The organism is Polynucleobacter kasalickyi (genome assembly GCF_900176405.1).
Lineage (GTDB): Bacteria > Pseudomonadota > Gammaproteobacteria > Burkholderiales > Burkholderiaceae > Polynucleobacter > Polynucleobacter kasalickyi.
The window spans coordinates 255,774-270,999 of record NZ_FWXJ01000003.1 but is presented as its reverse complement, the minus strand read 5'-3'; the positions used below and the strand labels follow the sequence as shown (position 1 = coordinate 270,999).

12 protein-coding genes are annotated in these 15,226 nt (G+C 41.6%); 9 read left to right on the top strand and 3 right to left on the bottom strand.

All coding sequences use genetic code 11. From position 1 onward, the window contains the following. Positions 1–143: 143 nt before the first annotated feature. Genes queF through ilvA form a run of 3 tightly spaced genes read right to left on the bottom strand, consistent with a single transcriptional unit; the run spans position 144 to position 3,429 of the window. Positions 144–992: an NADPH-dependent 7-cyano-7-deazaguanine reductase QueF gene (gene queF / locus B8983_RS04665; protein WP_084282955.1), complete on the bottom strand. Its 849-nt coding sequence runs from the start codon at positions 990–992 to the stop codon at positions 144–146. After that, complete coding sequence (locus tag B8983_RS04660) at positions 989–1,906, bottom strand: 5'-nucleotidase (protein ID WP_084282954.1); 918 nt, start codon at positions 1,904–1,906, stop codon at positions 989–991. Before B8983_RS04660 ends, queF begins: the two co-directional genes overlap by 4 nt. 2 nt (positions 1,907–1,908) lie before the next feature. After that, a complete protein-coding gene (gene ilvA / locus B8983_RS04655; RefSeq protein WP_084282953.1) occupies positions 1,909–3,429 on the bottom strand; it encodes a threonine ammonia-lyase, biosynthetic in 1,521 nt (506 codons plus the stop codon). 108 nt (positions 3,430–3,537) lie between these two features. Between ilvA and B8983_RS04650 the strand changes: the two genes are divergently transcribed. From B8983_RS04650 to aspS, 9 genes are all read left to right on the top strand, one after another. Next, a complete protein-coding gene (locus B8983_RS04650; protein WP_084282952.1) occupies positions 3,538–4,005 on the top strand; it encodes a YqaA family protein in 468 nt (155 codons plus the stop codon). A gap of 89 nt (positions 4,006–4,094) precedes the next feature. Beyond that, complete coding sequence (locus B8983_RS04645; protein ID WP_084282951.1) at positions 4,095–7,931, top strand: DUF3683 domain-containing protein; 3,837 nt, start codon at positions 4,095–4,097, stop codon at positions 7,929–7,931. Continuing rightward, complete coding sequence (locus tag B8983_RS04640; RefSeq protein ID WP_084282950.1) at positions 7,928–8,299, top strand: gamma-butyrobetaine hydroxylase family protein; 372 nt, start codon at positions 7,928–7,930, stop codon at positions 8,297–8,299. The genes B8983_RS04645 and B8983_RS04640 overlap by 4 nt, the downstream gene beginning before the upstream one ends. A 14-nt stretch (positions 8,300–8,313) precedes the next feature. Further along, positions 8,314–9,045 carry a bifunctional demethylmenaquinone methyltransferase/2-methoxy-6-polyprenyl-1,4-benzoquinol methylase UbiE gene (gene ubiE / locus B8983_RS04635; RefSeq protein WP_084282949.1) on the top strand — a complete coding sequence of 244 codons (732 nt, stop codon included), beginning with the start codon at positions 8,314–8,316 and terminating at the stop codon, positions 9,043–9,045. A gap of 7 nt (positions 9,046–9,052) precedes the next feature. Next, entirely contained in the window at positions 9,053–9,694 is a 642-nt protein-coding gene (locus B8983_RS04630; protein WP_084282948.1) for a ubiquinone biosynthesis accessory factor UbiJ, read from the top strand. Next, positions 9,691–11,271 carry a ubiquinone biosynthesis regulatory protein kinase UbiB gene (gene ubiB / locus B8983_RS04625; RefSeq protein WP_084282947.1) on the top strand — a complete coding sequence of 527 codons (1,581 nt, stop codon included), beginning with the start codon at positions 9,691–9,693 and terminating at the stop codon, positions 11,269–11,271. Before B8983_RS04630 ends, ubiB begins: the two co-directional genes overlap by 4 nt. Before the next feature lie 10 nt (positions 11,272–11,281). Then, entirely contained in the window at positions 11,282–12,709 is a 1,428-nt protein-coding gene (locus B8983_RS04620; protein WP_084282946.1) for a high affinity choline transporter 1, read from the top strand. Positions 12,710–12,770: 61 nt separating this feature from the next. Next, positions 12,771–13,388, top strand: a complete 618-nt coding sequence (locus B8983_RS04615; protein WP_084282977.1) for a DUF502 domain-containing protein — start codon at positions 12,771–12,773, stop codon at positions 13,386–13,388. A 34-nt stretch (positions 13,389–13,422) separates the two neighbouring features. After that, positions 13,423–15,225, top strand: a complete 1,803-nt coding sequence (gene aspS, locus B8983_RS04610) for an aspartate--tRNA ligase (RefSeq protein WP_084282945.1) — start codon at positions 13,423–13,425, stop codon at positions 15,223–15,225. Position 15,226 lies beyond the last annotated feature (1 nt).

The window sequence follows — 15,226 nt, the reverse complement described above, 5'->3', positions numbered from 1 at the left end:
CTGTGGAGAGTTGGGGCAGTCAGACCACTCTGTGAAGCAGGAACCCGCCGAAGTGACTCAAGCTCTAGCAGCCTGAGCTCAGTAGGAATCCCCGTCCTTTAGGGCGGGGAGGATGTCAATGCTTGAGCAAAAGTATGACGAAATTATTGTCGTGCTAATTTACTATTAAAGGGCCATGGAGCATTAAAGTTCGTTCTAAATGGATTGATATCTAGGCCACCTCGACGCGTATACCTCGCGTATACACTGAGCTCAGTTGCTTGACACTTATCCTTCACATCGCAAAATATTTTCTCTACACAGTGCTCATGAAACTCTTGGTGGTTACGGAACGCAATGATGTAGGTGAGTAAACTTGCCTCATCAATCTGCGGCCCCTTGTATTGAATAATTAGCGTTCCCCAATCTGGTTGCCCAGTCACCGGACAATTGGATCTGAGTAAGTTTGTATACAGGGTTTCTTCAACTTGACCGGCGGTAAAATCAGCTTTCAGAATGTTCGCATCGGGAGCCTTCGATGGATCAATTTCCACATCCAGACGATCCATACATTTACCAAGTAAGGGTGGAGTTTCTTTTTTATCCCAATCCTCAGGCGTTAATAAAGTGACTTTAATTTTTGTGCCAATTGCTTGTGACAAGTCATTTTCTAGGGCAGCTTTCACATCTAATAGGTCATTAAATTGAGCGTAATTCAAACTATTTAAATACAACTTGAAAGACTTGGATTCAATAATGAAGGGTGAATTGGCTGGTATCTGAAATTGAGCAATCGCCACTTCAGGCTTTCCTCTCGGGCCTAACCAGCTTAATTCATAAGCATTCCAAATATCAGCGCCCATAAAAGGCAGGGTGCCTGAAAAATTTAACAATTTTCGGTTTATTGAACGAGAAATTGGATATAACAGCTCGGGGCTGTAAGTGGTAGGGTAGGCAACCTCTTTGCCCAAGGGCGCATTAAGTACGGTAGCTTCTGTGTGTTGATCTGTCATGAGGAAGAAGGAGTTTTATGATTAGAAATACCAGACATCACTTGTCCAGTCGGGGCAACTTCCGCAGCTTTTTCACAATGCCCCGTTTGATCATCAAAAAAGAAGTCTGGCTCAAATTCTTTTAAGAAATCAGACTTGTCTAAACCACCTAGAAACATGGCTTCATCAATATCAATTCCCCAGCTCATGAGCGTTCTAATCGCTCTTTCATGAGCGGGTGCAGACCTAGCTGTAACCAAGGCAGTTCTGATTCGCATTGGGGTACTTCCAGCAGAGTTTTGGAGTTGATGAAGTGCTTCTAAGAGTGGCTTAAAGGGGCCTGGAGGCAATGGAATTTGTGCCCTAGTGATTTCATGTGCTACAAAGGCATCGAGGCCTTTCTCTTGGTAAATACGTTCAGATTCATCTGAAAATAAAACAGCATCACCGTCAAATGCAATCCGGATTTCATTGGGATTTGACTCGGCTAGCTTCGAGGATTGGGGATACACTAGAGCGGCAGGAAAGCCGGCGTTTAAGGTTTCTCGAACGTCACTTTCATTCGCGGATAAAAATAAATTAGCATGCAAAGATCTCAAATAATGATAAGGCGGACGTCCTCTAGTAAAGACTCCACGTTCTAATTTAAGCCCTGCATGTTTGGCTGATCTGAAAACTCTTAGACCACTAACTGGGTCATTCCTAGATAAAATGACGACTTCTACCCGAGAGGTATCTGCGGAATTAAATCTCAACAACTTCTCCACAAGCGGGAAGGCCACTCCAGCTTTTGCTGGAATTTCTAGACGGTCATTTTGTAAGCGCATGTAGGCGCTGTCATTCGTCGCTTCAAAAATACGATTCTCTTCTTCAAAATCAAATAATGCTCGCGAAGAAATCGCGACCACTAATTTTCCGGAGAGAGAAAAGCTCATATTTATTTGAGGAAAAGTTGATAAGCAGGATGGTTACTTTCGTCCCAGTAACGGTATCCAGTTTGTTTTAAAAACTCTTTAAATATTTTCTTATCTTTGGGCGGAACTTGCATTCCAATTAAGATTTTTCCATAGTCGGCACCATGATTGCGATAGTGAAAAAGGCTAATATTCCAATTGGGCGACATCGAATTTAAAAACCGCATCAATGCCCCTGGCCGCTCAGGAAACTCAAATCGATAAACCAGTTCATTTTCAGCCAAATCAGAACGACCGCCAACCATGTGGCGTAAATGGGACTTGGCAATTTCATCAGAGGTGAGGTCGAGTGTTTCAAAACCAGCCTTCGTGAAGGTCTTGGCAATTTGTAAACCATCATTTAAATTGTTGGTAGCAATGCCGATAAAGATATGTGCTTTTGCGGAGTCAGCGATACGATAATTAAACTCAGTAACGTTATGTTTCCCAATAATTTCACAGAACCGCCTAAAACTCCCACGTTCTTCGGGAATTGTTACTGCAAAGACAGATTCTTTTGCTTCTCCTACCTCAGCACGCTCAGCGACAAATCGTAGGCGATTAAAGTTCATATTGGCACCGCAAGCGATGCCAATGAGAGTTTGATTTTCGATTTGATGTTTGGCTACATAAGCTTTCAGGCCAGCAATCGCGAGTGCACCAGCCGGCTCTAAGATACTGCGAGTATCGGCAAAAACATCGTTGATAGCTGCACAAATGGCATCCGTATCGACGGTGATGATGTCATCGACAACTTCCTTGCATAGCCTAAATGTCTCTTTACCAACTAATTTAACGGCAGTTCCATCGGAAAATAAACCAACATCTTTAAGTTCAACCCTTTTACCGGCTGCGAGTGACTGTCGCATGGCATCTGAGTCGACAGTTTGCACACCAATCACTTTTATTTCGGGGCGTACGGACTTAATGTAAGCACCAACCCCAGCAATCAGTCCACCACCACCAATCGCCACAAAAATGGCGTCAATTGGTCCTTGGTGTTGACGCAAAATTTCCATCGCAATCGTGCCCTGTCCAGCAATGACGTCTGGATCATCAAACGGATGAATAAAGTTTAAGCCTTGCTCTTCTTTGAGTAACATTGAATGGTCATATGCGTCATTGTAAGAATCGCCATGCAAAACGATTTTTACCCACTTACCACCTCTTTCTTTGACGGCATCAATTTTTAATTTGGGCGTGGTTGTCGGCATCACAATTGTTGCTTGGCATTGCAATTTGGCCGCGCCAAGAGCGACACCTTGAGCATGATTACCTGCAGAAGCAGCAATGACCCCTTTATTTAATTCTTCTGTACTTAAGTGCACCATTTTGTTGTATGCGCCTCTGAGCTTAAAAGAAAAAACAGGTTGGTTGTCTTCTCTCTTCAGAAAAACTTTATTTTTGAGTTTAGTCGAAAGATGTCTAGCAGGTTGCAACTCGGTTTCCCTAGCAACGTCATAGACCTTGGCATTGAGGATTCTTCTTAAGTAGGAATGTGGCATGGATATATTATGAGTGCAATTCTCAAAGTGAACAATAGTTACCTATTTTAGTGGTATCGCTCGGCGATGGCGAAAAGGAAATTGAGTTTCAATTTGATAAAATGCCACATGAGCACATATTTTGAGGCAATTTGGCAATTTTTATCGATCACAGAGGTCGGGTTATTTGCTATTGGAGTAACTTCTTTTCTGGCATCAACTGTCTTGCCTTTTGGATCTGAGCCTTATCTTTTGGGTTTTTTAGAGATCCATCCTGAGAAGTATTTAGATGCCTTAGCGATTGCTTCGATTGCAAATACTTTGGGTGGTGTAAGCACTTGGTATTTGGGTGCACTGAGTAATCGCTTAATAACCAGCTCTTCAAAATTTGAAAATCACCCTAAGTTATTGATGTATATGAATAAGTATGGTTCGAAGCTCCTGGTTTTTAGTTGGCTGCCAGTAATTGGTGATGTGTTATCAGGTCTTGCAGGGTGGATGAAATTACCCTTGACCCCTTGTTTTTTTTATATGTTGATTGGTAAATCAGTACGATACATAATAATTGTCGCAACATTTTTACAGTTCCGTTATTAAATGGTTATCACAGTCAAAAATCCAAATAAAGGCAGTTTTAGCAAAGAATTCCCCCCTCCATTAGAATGAATATTTACTGAGCATTGAATATGAACGCACCCCTGAATTTAGAACCCCTTCGGGAATTAGCCAATCCGCCATCTAGGTTGCGAGAAATCCCATATAACTACACCTCTTTTTCGGATAGAGAGATCGTCATTCGTTTATTAGGGGAGTCCGCATGGAACACCTTGAATGAACTTCGCAGTGAGCGTAAAACGGGGCGATCCGCAAGGATGCTGTACGAAGTATTGGGAGATATTTGGGTCGTTAGAAGAAATCCTTACTTGCAGGATGACCTACTCGATAATCCAAAAAGATTAACTGCATTAACTGATGCGCTGTGGCATCGTTTAAGTGAAATAGAAAAACGCGTTACTAAAAATTTAGAAATTCCGGTTCGTCAACTGATTGAATCTGCTAGAGGCGCGGTGAAGAGTTTCTCTCAGGAACTCGTGTTGGCGCGCGAATTACGTATCAAGACAAAAAAAGTACTCGGCAAGTTTACCGCCCAAGACAACATTGGTTTTGATGGCTTTGTGAGAGTTGCACACGTAACAGATGCAACTGATTGGCGGGTGGAATATCCTTTTGTAGTCTTAACCCCAGACGATGAATTAGAAATCCCCAATTTAGTAAAAGGCTGTATTGAACTTGGCCTTACGATTATTCCTCGCGGGGGTGGAACGGGTTACACAGGTGGTGCCATTCCGATGACGCCTATGTCAGCGGTGATTAATACTGAGAAGTTATTAACGATTTCTCCAGTGAGTGTTGGCAAAATCCCAGGAAATGAACAAGATGTAGCCACTATTTTTACTGAAGTAGGGGTGATTACAAAAACTGTGGCTGATGCTGCCGACAAAGCTGGCTTAGTATTTGCGGTGGACCCAACTTCTGCTGAAGCCAGTTGTATTGGCGGCAATATTGCAATGAACGCTGGTGGTAAAAAAGCAGTTTTATGGGGCACTGCATTAGATAATCTGTTGTGGTGGAGAATGGTCGATCCGAATGGCAATTGGTTAGAAATTCAGCGGATGGACCATAACTTGTCCAAAATTCATGATGCACCGGTTGCTACTTTTCAATGTACTTTGTCGGATGGTAATAAGGCACCAGGTGAATTAGTGATCCATCAAGAAACCTTAGTGATTGAAGGTCGCAAATTCAGGAAAGTTGGACTCGGTAAGGATGTGACTGATAAATTTTTGTCAGGCTTGCCTGGTGTTCAAAAAGAAGGTTGTGATGGCCTCATTACTAGTGCGAAATGGGTTTTGCACAGAATGCCAAAAGAGGTTCGTACGGTTTGTTTAGAGTTTTTTGGTCAGGCTAGGGATGCTATTCCGAGTATTGTAGAAATTAAAGACTATTTAGATCAACAAACCAAGCAAGGTGGCGCGATTCTTGCTGGACTTGAGCATTTAGACGAGAAATATCTTAAAGCTGTTGGCTACTCGACGAAGTCAAGACGTAATGTCTTGCCGAAGATGGTTCTCATTGGCGATATCGTCGGTGATGATGCGAATCAAGTGGCAACTGCTGCAAGTGAAGTGATTCGGATTGCTAATCAGCGAGTTGGCGAAGGCTTTGTGGCAATTAGCCCAGAATCGCGTAAGAAGTTTTGGCTCGACCGAGCTAGAACGGCAGCTATTTCAAAGCACACGAATGCATTCAAAATTAATGAAGACGTTGTTATTCCTTTGCCAAGAATGGGCGAATATACCGACGGTATTGAATATCTCAATATTGAGATGTCATTAAAAAATAAAATCGCTTTACTCGACGCTTTAGAGGATTTTTTTGCAAACGGTACGATGCCGCTAGGTAAATCCGATGACGCTGCAGAAATTGCCTCTGCTGATTTACTCGAAGATCGGGTCACCAAAGCACTTGAGCTTATTCGAGAGGTTAAAGCACGTTGGGTCGATTATGCAAAAAATCAAACTCAATATTTTTCACAGTTGCAAGACCGGTCGATTTTAGTTTCTTGGAAATTAGATGTAAGAGCTAAATTGCGTCAAATATTTATGGGCGCGCCATTTATGCCAATTTTGGATGAATGTAACGCGATTCATAAAAAAATCCTCAGAAAGCGTGTGTTTGTTGCCTTACATATGCATGCTGGTGATGGCAATGTGCATACAAATATTCCGGTTAACTCAGATGATTACGAAATGATGCAAGAAGCACATGACCTAGTAGGTAGGATCATGACGCTCTCCAGATCACTCGACGGCGTTATTTCCGGCGAACATGGGATTGGCATCACTAAATTAGAGTATTTGACGGATGACGAACTCAAGGAGTTTAGAGCCTACAAATTGAAAGTGGATCCAAACAACCACTTTAATAAAGGTAAGTTGATGCCTGGTGCCGGCTTAAATAACGCCTACACACCAAGTTTTGGTCTCATGGGGCATGAGTCATTAATCATGCAGCAAAGCGAAATCGGGGCAATTTCTGCCAGTATTAAAGACTGTTTACGTTGCGGTAAATGTAAACCGGTTTGTGCGACCCACGTGCCAAGAGCAAATCTACAATATAGTCCGCGTAACAAAATTCTCGCGACTTCACTTCTCGTTGAAGCCTTCTTATACGAGGAACAAACGCGTCGTGGAATTTCTATTAGGCATTGGGAAGAGTTTGATGATGTGGCGGCACACTGTACGGTCTGCCATAAGTGTCTTACCCCATGTCCGGTGAAGATTGATTTTGGTGATGTCACCATGAATATGCGGAATTTACTGCGTAAGATGGGTCAGAAAAAGTTTAATCCAAGCGCTCAAGCTGCCATGTTCTTTTTAAATGCGACCAATCCTGAAACGATTAAGTTGGCTAGAACGCTCATGATTGAAACAGGTTATAAAGTTCAGCGCTTAGCTAATGAACTCTTTAAAAAGTTAGCAAAAAAACAAACGGCACTGCCACCAAAGAGTCTTGGCAAACCTGCTATGCAAGAGCAAGTGATCCACTTTATTAACAAGAAAATGCCTGGTAATTTACCGAAAAAAACGGCTCGCGCATTGCTTGATATAGAAGATTCCTCCATTGTGCCAATTATTCGCAACCCTAAAACAACCACCGTGGACTCAGAGGCGGTCTTTTATTTTCCGGGTTGTGGCTCCGAGCGACTTTTTTCTCAAGTTGGTCTGGCAACGCAAGCGATGCTGTGGGAAGCGGGTGTGCAAACAGTATTACCGCCTGGGTACTTATGTTGTGGTTATCCACAAAAAGGTGCGGGTGACTTTGATAAAGCGGATAAGATCATCACGGATAATCGAGTGCTCTTCCATCGAGTTGCAAATACCCTTAATTACCTTGATATTAAGACAGTGGTTGTATCCTGCGGTACTTGCTATGACCAACTTGCAGGATATGAATTTGCGAAAATTTTCCCTGGTTGTAGGATCATTGACATTCATGAATTCTTATTAGAAAAAGGGATTCGTTTAGAGGGGGTACAAGGTACTCGTTATATGTATCACGACCCTTGCCATACACCAATGAAACTACAAGAACCTTTGAAAACAGTGAATCAACTAATTCAGTTAGCTGATGATACGCAAATCACTAAAAACGATCGTTGCTGTGGAGAGTCTGGGACTTTGGCAGTAACTCGTCCTGATATTTCAACGCAGATTCGCTTTAGAAAAGAAATTGAAATGAAAAAGGGCGCTTCCAACTTACAAGAGAACTTTGACGGTAATGTAAAAATTCTGACTAGCTGTCCATCTTGTTTACAGGGGTTATCTCGGTTTGATGAAGATTCTGGAACTACTGCAGATTACATTGTGGTGGAAATGGCGAATCATCTTTTAGGACAAAATTGGATGGCTGATTTTGTTAAAAATGCTAACGAAGGTGGTATCGAAAGGGTATTAGTATGATCAAAGCTCCAGTACCTGAAAACTTGGTAGTTCATCAAAAATCAAAAGTGCTTGAATTGACTTATGCGGATCAAAATAAGTATCTTTTACCTTTTGAGTTTTTAAGAGTCCATTCACCCTCTGCCGAAGTACGGGGTCATGGACCTGGTCAGGAAGTATTACAAACTGGTAAGCGTAATGTGAGTATTTTGAGTCTGGAGCCAGTTGGTAATTACGCAATTAAACCGACCTTTACTGATGGTCATGATTCTGGACTATTTACTTGGGAGTATCTGCTCGAGCTTTCTCAGAACCAAGAGGGGATGTGGCAGGAGTATTTAGCCAAATTAGAAGCCGCAGGTGTCACGCGTGACACACCAATGAAATAACTGGAGTTAAAAAGATGGCACAAACCCATTTTGGGTATCAAAAAGTTGATGAGTCAGAAAAAGCCAATAAAGTTGCTGGCGTTTTTCACTCCGTAGCAAATAAATACGACATCATGAATGATTTAATGTCCTTTGGCATGCATCGTATTTGGAAATTTTTTACGACTGGTATTGCTAATGTACAAAATGGTCAAAAAGTTTTAGATATTGCTGGAGGTACTGGAGACCTTGCACTCGCCTTTTCGAAAAAAGCTGGGTCCACAGGTGAAGTCTGGTTAAGTGACATTAATTCTTCGATGTTAGAAGTTGGTCGTGATCGCATGATTGATCAGGGGGCAATTTTGCCTTGTGTTCAGTTAGATGCTGAGAAAATCCCTTTCCCAAAAAATTACTTTGATTTAGTGACGGTATCTTTTGGCTTAAGAAATATGACGCATAAAGAACTCGCCTTAAAAGAAATGTGTCGGGTGACTAAACCAGGTGGTAAGACGATGGTGCTAGAGTTCTCAAAGCCAATTGATCAACTGAAGCCGATCTATGATGTTTACTCTTTTAAAGTGTTACCTTGGTTAGGTAAAACAATTGCCAATGATTCAGAAAGTTATAAATATTTAGCTGAATCCATTCGGATGCATCCGGATGCAGAAACATTAAAACAAATGATGCTAGAAAGTGGCTTTGATCGGGTTGATGTGCATCGATTTACGGGGGGGATTGTAGCCCTTCATATTGGTTATAAGTTCTAACAATTACATGTTGCCATTTGTTGACATTACCTGCAAAGCATTAAACCATCTGATAAGACAGGAAGCATGGGCCCATCGACTATTGTCTCAACATGATGGAAAGGTCTTATTACTCGAGTTACCTGTGGGTGAAGTCATGTTGCAAATCATCGGCGGATATTTTTCCAATCCCCAGTTATCACTGGATGGAGTAATGAAAGAGTCACTTGACCAGAAAACAATTATTCAGCCCTCCGTCACATTTTCTGTGAGTCAAGATGCAGTATGGGGCTATCTTTCTGGGGGTAAAACGGCGGCACTTCGACATATAAAAATTGCCGGAGATGTTGACCTTGCTTCTGACCTGAATCGATTGGCAACGGATTTACATTGGGAAGTAGAAGAAGACTTATCAAGATTATTTGGTGATGCAGTTGCAGCCAAAATGACCCACCGGTCAAAAACGATGGTGGAGTACGGCAAGGCTGCTATCCAAGATTTGAAGACTGGCATTCAAGGCTATTTAGTCAATGAAAAAAACATTCTTGTAGATCAATTGACCCTCGGCCAATTTAAATCAGAGCTAAGAGTTTTAAGAGATGATGTTGAACGAACAGAAAAGCGTATTGAGCGGTTAATGCAACATCTACAGAATAAAAATACACCATGAAAAAAGTAAGTCGAATTATTAAAATTTTCCATATTCTATGGTTTTATGGCTTATTTGATTTACTAAAAAAAGCGCTAAGGCCTAGTTTGCTTTCCCTGCTTATTTATCCCTTGGCCAAGTTCAACCCCTCTCGCAACCGTCCACGGGGAGAAAGATTACGTTTGGCTTTAGAGGCTCTTGGCCCAGTATTTATTAAATTTGGTCAGGTATTATCTACGCGACGAGACTTGCTTCCTGAAGACATTGCTGATGAACTGGCTAAGCTACAAGATCAGGTGGCACCGTTTTCGAGTGAAGAATCTGCCAGAATTGTAGAAAAAGCATTGGGTAAGCCTATCTCTGAAATTTTTGCATCATTTGAGGTTGATCCCGTTGCTAGTGCTTCGATTGCGCAAGTTCATTTTGGGGTTTTGAAGGGTGATGCTAAGAATTCTGATTTAGTGGGTAAAGCCGTTGCCGTTAAGGTGCTAAGACCAAACATTATAAAAGTCATCGAAAGTGATTTAGCCCTGATGCATAGCCTTGCACGCATGATTGAGAAGTTTTCTTATGATGGTAAGCGGCTTAAACCACGTGAAGTTGTGGCAGGTTTTGATACAACGATTCATGATGAGCTAGACCTTTTAAGAGAAGCTGCGAACTGTAGTCAATTACGTAGAAATTTTGAGGGCTCAACAAAAATCATGATCCCAGAGGTGTATTGGGATTTTTGCCATCCTAATGTAATGGTCATGGAACGTATGGATGGCATCTCCATTGCAAAACTAGATGAACTAAAAGCAGCAGGTGTTGATTTACGATTACTTGCAGTTGATGGTGTGGAGGTGTTTTTTACACAAGCCTTTGCACATGGTTTTTTCCATGCCGATATGCATCCTGGCAATATTATGGTGAGTACTGCACCAGAAACCTTTGGGCGATTGATTTCTTTGGACTTTGGTATTGTTGGTACCTTATCTGAGGTGGATAAAAACTATCTCGTACAAAACTTTTTAGCATTTTTTAATCGTGATTATCATCGAGTTGCAGCACTCCATATTGAATCCGGATGGGTGCCAGCAGAAACAAAAGTGGAAGAACTAGAGGGCGCTGTGCGAGCAGTTTGTGAGCCTTACTTTGATCGACCACTGAAAGATATCTCTTTAGGATTAGTTTTATTAAGACTCTTTCAAACATCGAGACGCTTTAAGGTGGAAATTCAGCCGCAATTAACTTTGCTCCAAAAAACCTTGCTGAACGTGGAGGGATTGGGTAGGCAGTTAGACCCTGATTTAGATTTGTGGAAGACCGTGAAGCCAATTATGCAAAACTGGATGAATGAGCAAATTGGGTTTAAAGGCTTTTTTCATAAAATGCAAAAAGAAGCACCACATTGGGCTCAAACCATTCCGACGATTCCGCGTCTCATCACTACACTATTAGAAAAGAATATCAACAGCAAGCAGGAACAGCAATTAGATGAATTAATTAATGAGTTGAAACTGTCCAAAAAGACTAATGTGGCATGGAAATTCGTTAGTGTATTCTTCATCGGCGTCTGCACTGGTGGTTTCATCCTACTACTATTAATTAACTAGATACTTCGCTATGCTTTTTTGGTACGTAATCGCTTATTGGATCATTTCGGTTGCAATTGGCTTATTCGCTTCCTTAAAGGTAAAAAATGCAACCGATTTTGCTGCTGCTGGACATAGTTTGCCAATGTATGTGGTCACAGCCACTGTATTTGCAACTTGGTTTGGTGCTGAGGCTGTACTTGGTGCGCCAGCAACATTTTTGAATGGTGGCTTAGGTGCTGTGGTGGCAGATCCATTTGGTTCCTCGCTCTGCCTAATATTAGTTGGCCTGTTCTTTGCAAAACCCCTTTATCAAAAGAAGTTTCTAACAATTGGCGATTTTTATCGTGATAAATATGGCAGAACGGTCGAAATTTTAATTACGCTATGTATTGCAGCATCTTACTTGGGGTGGGTTTCAGCCCAAATCATGGCTCTCGGACTTGTTTTTCATGTGGCATCAGAAGGTAGTATTAGTCAAAGTACTGGGATGTTAATTGGCTCTGGAAGCGTTTTAATCTACACTCTTTTTGGCGGAATGTGGGCGGTAGCAATTACTGATTTTCTACAAATGATCATTGTTGTGGTCGGGCTATTTTTTATTGGGCATGAAATTACTGGTTTAACAGGCGGCGTTTTTACAGTCATTGAGCATGCAAATAAGGCCGGGTTATTTAATTTTTTCCCGGAAGCGAATGCAACCGCCATCATTGGTTTTATTTCTGCACTCTGTACGATGATGCTTGGTTCCATTCCACAGCAAGATGTATTTCAACGAGTGACATCTTCCAAAACTTCTAAAATCGCCCAAAATGCCGCAATTTTAGGCGGTGTTCTCTATTTTTGTTTCGCTTTCTTACCGATGTTTTTGGCATACTCAGCAACTTTGATTGACCCAGAGTTAGTTAAAACCAATATGGAAACGGACCCACAATTGATTTTGCCGCAATTAATTCTGAAACATACGCCGTTATTTGCTCAAGTAATGTTTTTTGGGGCCTTACTTTCTGCTCTAAAGAGTTGTGCGAGTGCCACGCTACTGGCACCCTCGGTCTCGATTTCTGAAAATATCATTAAAGGCGCTTTTAAACATTTAAACCCGCGTCAGATGTTAGTAGTGATGCGGCTAACAGTATTAGTTTTTACCGTCATGGTCACTATTTTAGCGATGCACTCCGAATTATCTATTTTTAAGATGGTTGAAAGCGCCTATAAAGTCACTCTAGTTGCAGCCTTTATTCCGTTAGTCTTTGGCATTTATTGGAAAAGAGCAAACCCAATGGGAGGGCTATTATCGGTTTTATTTGGTATTAGTACCTGGTTATTGGCTGAGTTTGCCTATCCAGATGGCATGGTTCCCCCACAAATGATAGGCTTGCTCTGCAGTTTGTTGGGGATGATTGCGGGTAGCCTTTTTGTCCCTGCCAATTTAATTCGAGACGCAGAACCACTCGCCTAGAGTTTCTAATCTTCCATCTGGCACTTAAAAGATGGATAATAGAGGATTAAGGCAAAAAATCATGAAAAAATACTTTATCGCTGGGATTCTCGTTTGGGCTCCGTTGGCTATTACCATTTGGGTAATAACCTGGGCTCTTGGCATCTTAGACGGGGTTTTTGGTTCCGTCATGTCGGCGATTATTACCGTAATGCCTACCAGTTCAACCATGCCATTGAGGGATTTTAGAAATATTCCAGGCGTGGGGATTTTGATCGTTATTTTCAGCATGATGCTGACAGGAATGATTGCGATTACCTTTGCTGGACGTTGGTGGTTAAAGATTTGGGAACGAATTCTTAACAGAATTCCAATTGTCAGATCGATTTATTCCAGTGTGAAGCAAGTATCTGATACTTTACTTTCGAGTAGTGGAGAGGCCTTCAAAAAAGCTGTCTTGATTCGCTACCCCCATCAAAATTCTTGGACAATAGCTTTTCAGACGGGAACGCCTATGCGGGAAGTTGCTGAAAAGCTAGGCACCCCGCATATCCATGTATTTGTTCCTACGACACCAAACCCTACATCAGGATTTTTTATGATCGTACCAAAGGATAGTGTCATTGAACTTTCTATCTCCGTCGAAGATGCTTTGAAGCACATTGTTTCGATGGGTACTGTGCCTCCAGCAGGCCAATAACTTTAATTATTCATTTTTATCAAAAGGTTTTCGTATGTCAATTCGTAGTCATTCAGCAGGATTAATAACAGAAAAAGAAATTGGCACAGAAGTCAGTGTGGCAGGTTGGGTAAATAGAAGACGTGATCACGGTGGCGTGATCTTTATTGATTTAAGAGATAGTCATGGCTTCGTACAAGTTGTCTGTGACCCAGATAGAGAAGATGTATTTAAAAGTGCTGAAGGCGTAAGAAATGAGTTTTGTATTCAAGTAAAGGGTTTGGTAAGAGCCCGTCCAGAAGGAACGCAAAATGCAGATTTAACCACTGGCAAAATTGAAATCCTTTGTAAAGAATTGATTGTTTTAAATGCGTCAGTAACACCACCATTCCAATTGGATGATGATAATCTTTCAGAAACTACCCGTCTAACCCATCGCGTGTTAGATTTACGTCGTCCACAAATGCAAAAGAACTTACGTTTGCGTTACAACGTTGCAATGGAATGCAGAAAATATTTGGATAACTCTGGCTTTATTGATATTGAAACGCCGATGTTGACGAAGAGTACACCAGAAGGTGCAAGGGACTATTTAGTGCCTTCACGAGTTCATGACGGACAATTTTTTGCCTTACCTCAATCACCCCAATTATTTAAACAATTATTAATGGTGGCAGGTTTTGAACGTTACTATCAAATTGTTAAGTGTTTCCGTGACGAAGATTTAAGAGCAGATCGTCAGCCTGAGTTTACACAGATTGACTGTGAAACTTCCTTTATGGATGAGTTAGAAATTCGTGACTTATTTGAAAACATGATCCGTCATATTTTCAAAACTGTAATGGATGTAGAACTTGCCAATCCATTTCCTGTAATGCCATATTCTGAGGCAATGGCAAAGTACGGATCTGATAAGCCAGATCTCCGCGTCAACTTAGAGTTTACTGAACTAACTGATGTCATGAAAGATGTGGATTTCAAAGTCTTCTCAGGCCCAGCAAATTCTGATAATGGCCGAGTAGTTGGTCTTCGTATTCCAGGTGGTGCAGAGATTTCAAGAAGTGAAATTGATGAATACACAAAATTCGTGAGTATTTATGGTGCTAAAGGACTTGCTTGGATTAAAGTAAATCAAATTGCCGAAGGCCGTAATGGCTTGCAGTCACCGATTGTAAAAAATCTCCATGATGCAGCAGTTAAAGCAATTCTAGAACGCACTGGTGCGCAGGACGGCGATATTATTTTCTTTGGTGCTGATACGATTAAAGTAGTAAATGACGCGATGGGCGCCTTACGTGTAAAAATTGGACACTCAGAATGGAGTAGTTCTAAAGGGCTCTTTACAAAGGCTTGGAAGCCATTATGGGTAGTCGATTTCCCAATGTTTGAATATGATGATGAGAATGCGCGTTGGGTGGCATGTCATCATCCATTTACTAGCCCGAAAGACGAGCATTTAAGTATCCTTGATACAGATCCAGGTAGTTGTTTAGCGAAGGCTTATGACATGGTTCTGAATGGCTGGGAAATTGGCGGTGGTTCTGTGCGTATCCATAAAGAGTCAGTCCAAAGTGAAGTTTTCCGGGCTCTAAAAATTGGCGCGAGTGAAGCTCAAGCAAAATTCGGCTTCTTATTGGATGCCTTGAAATATGGCGCACCTCCTCATGGTGGTATCGCTTTTGGACTTGACCGGATTGTCACCATGATGACGGGCGCTGATTCGATCCGTGATGTGATTGCCTTCCCTAAAACACAAAGAGCACAGTGTCTTTTAACTCAAGCGCCAAGCTTTGTTGATGAAAAGCAATTGAGGGAATTACATATTCGTTTGCGAAATACTACACAAACAACTTTATAAG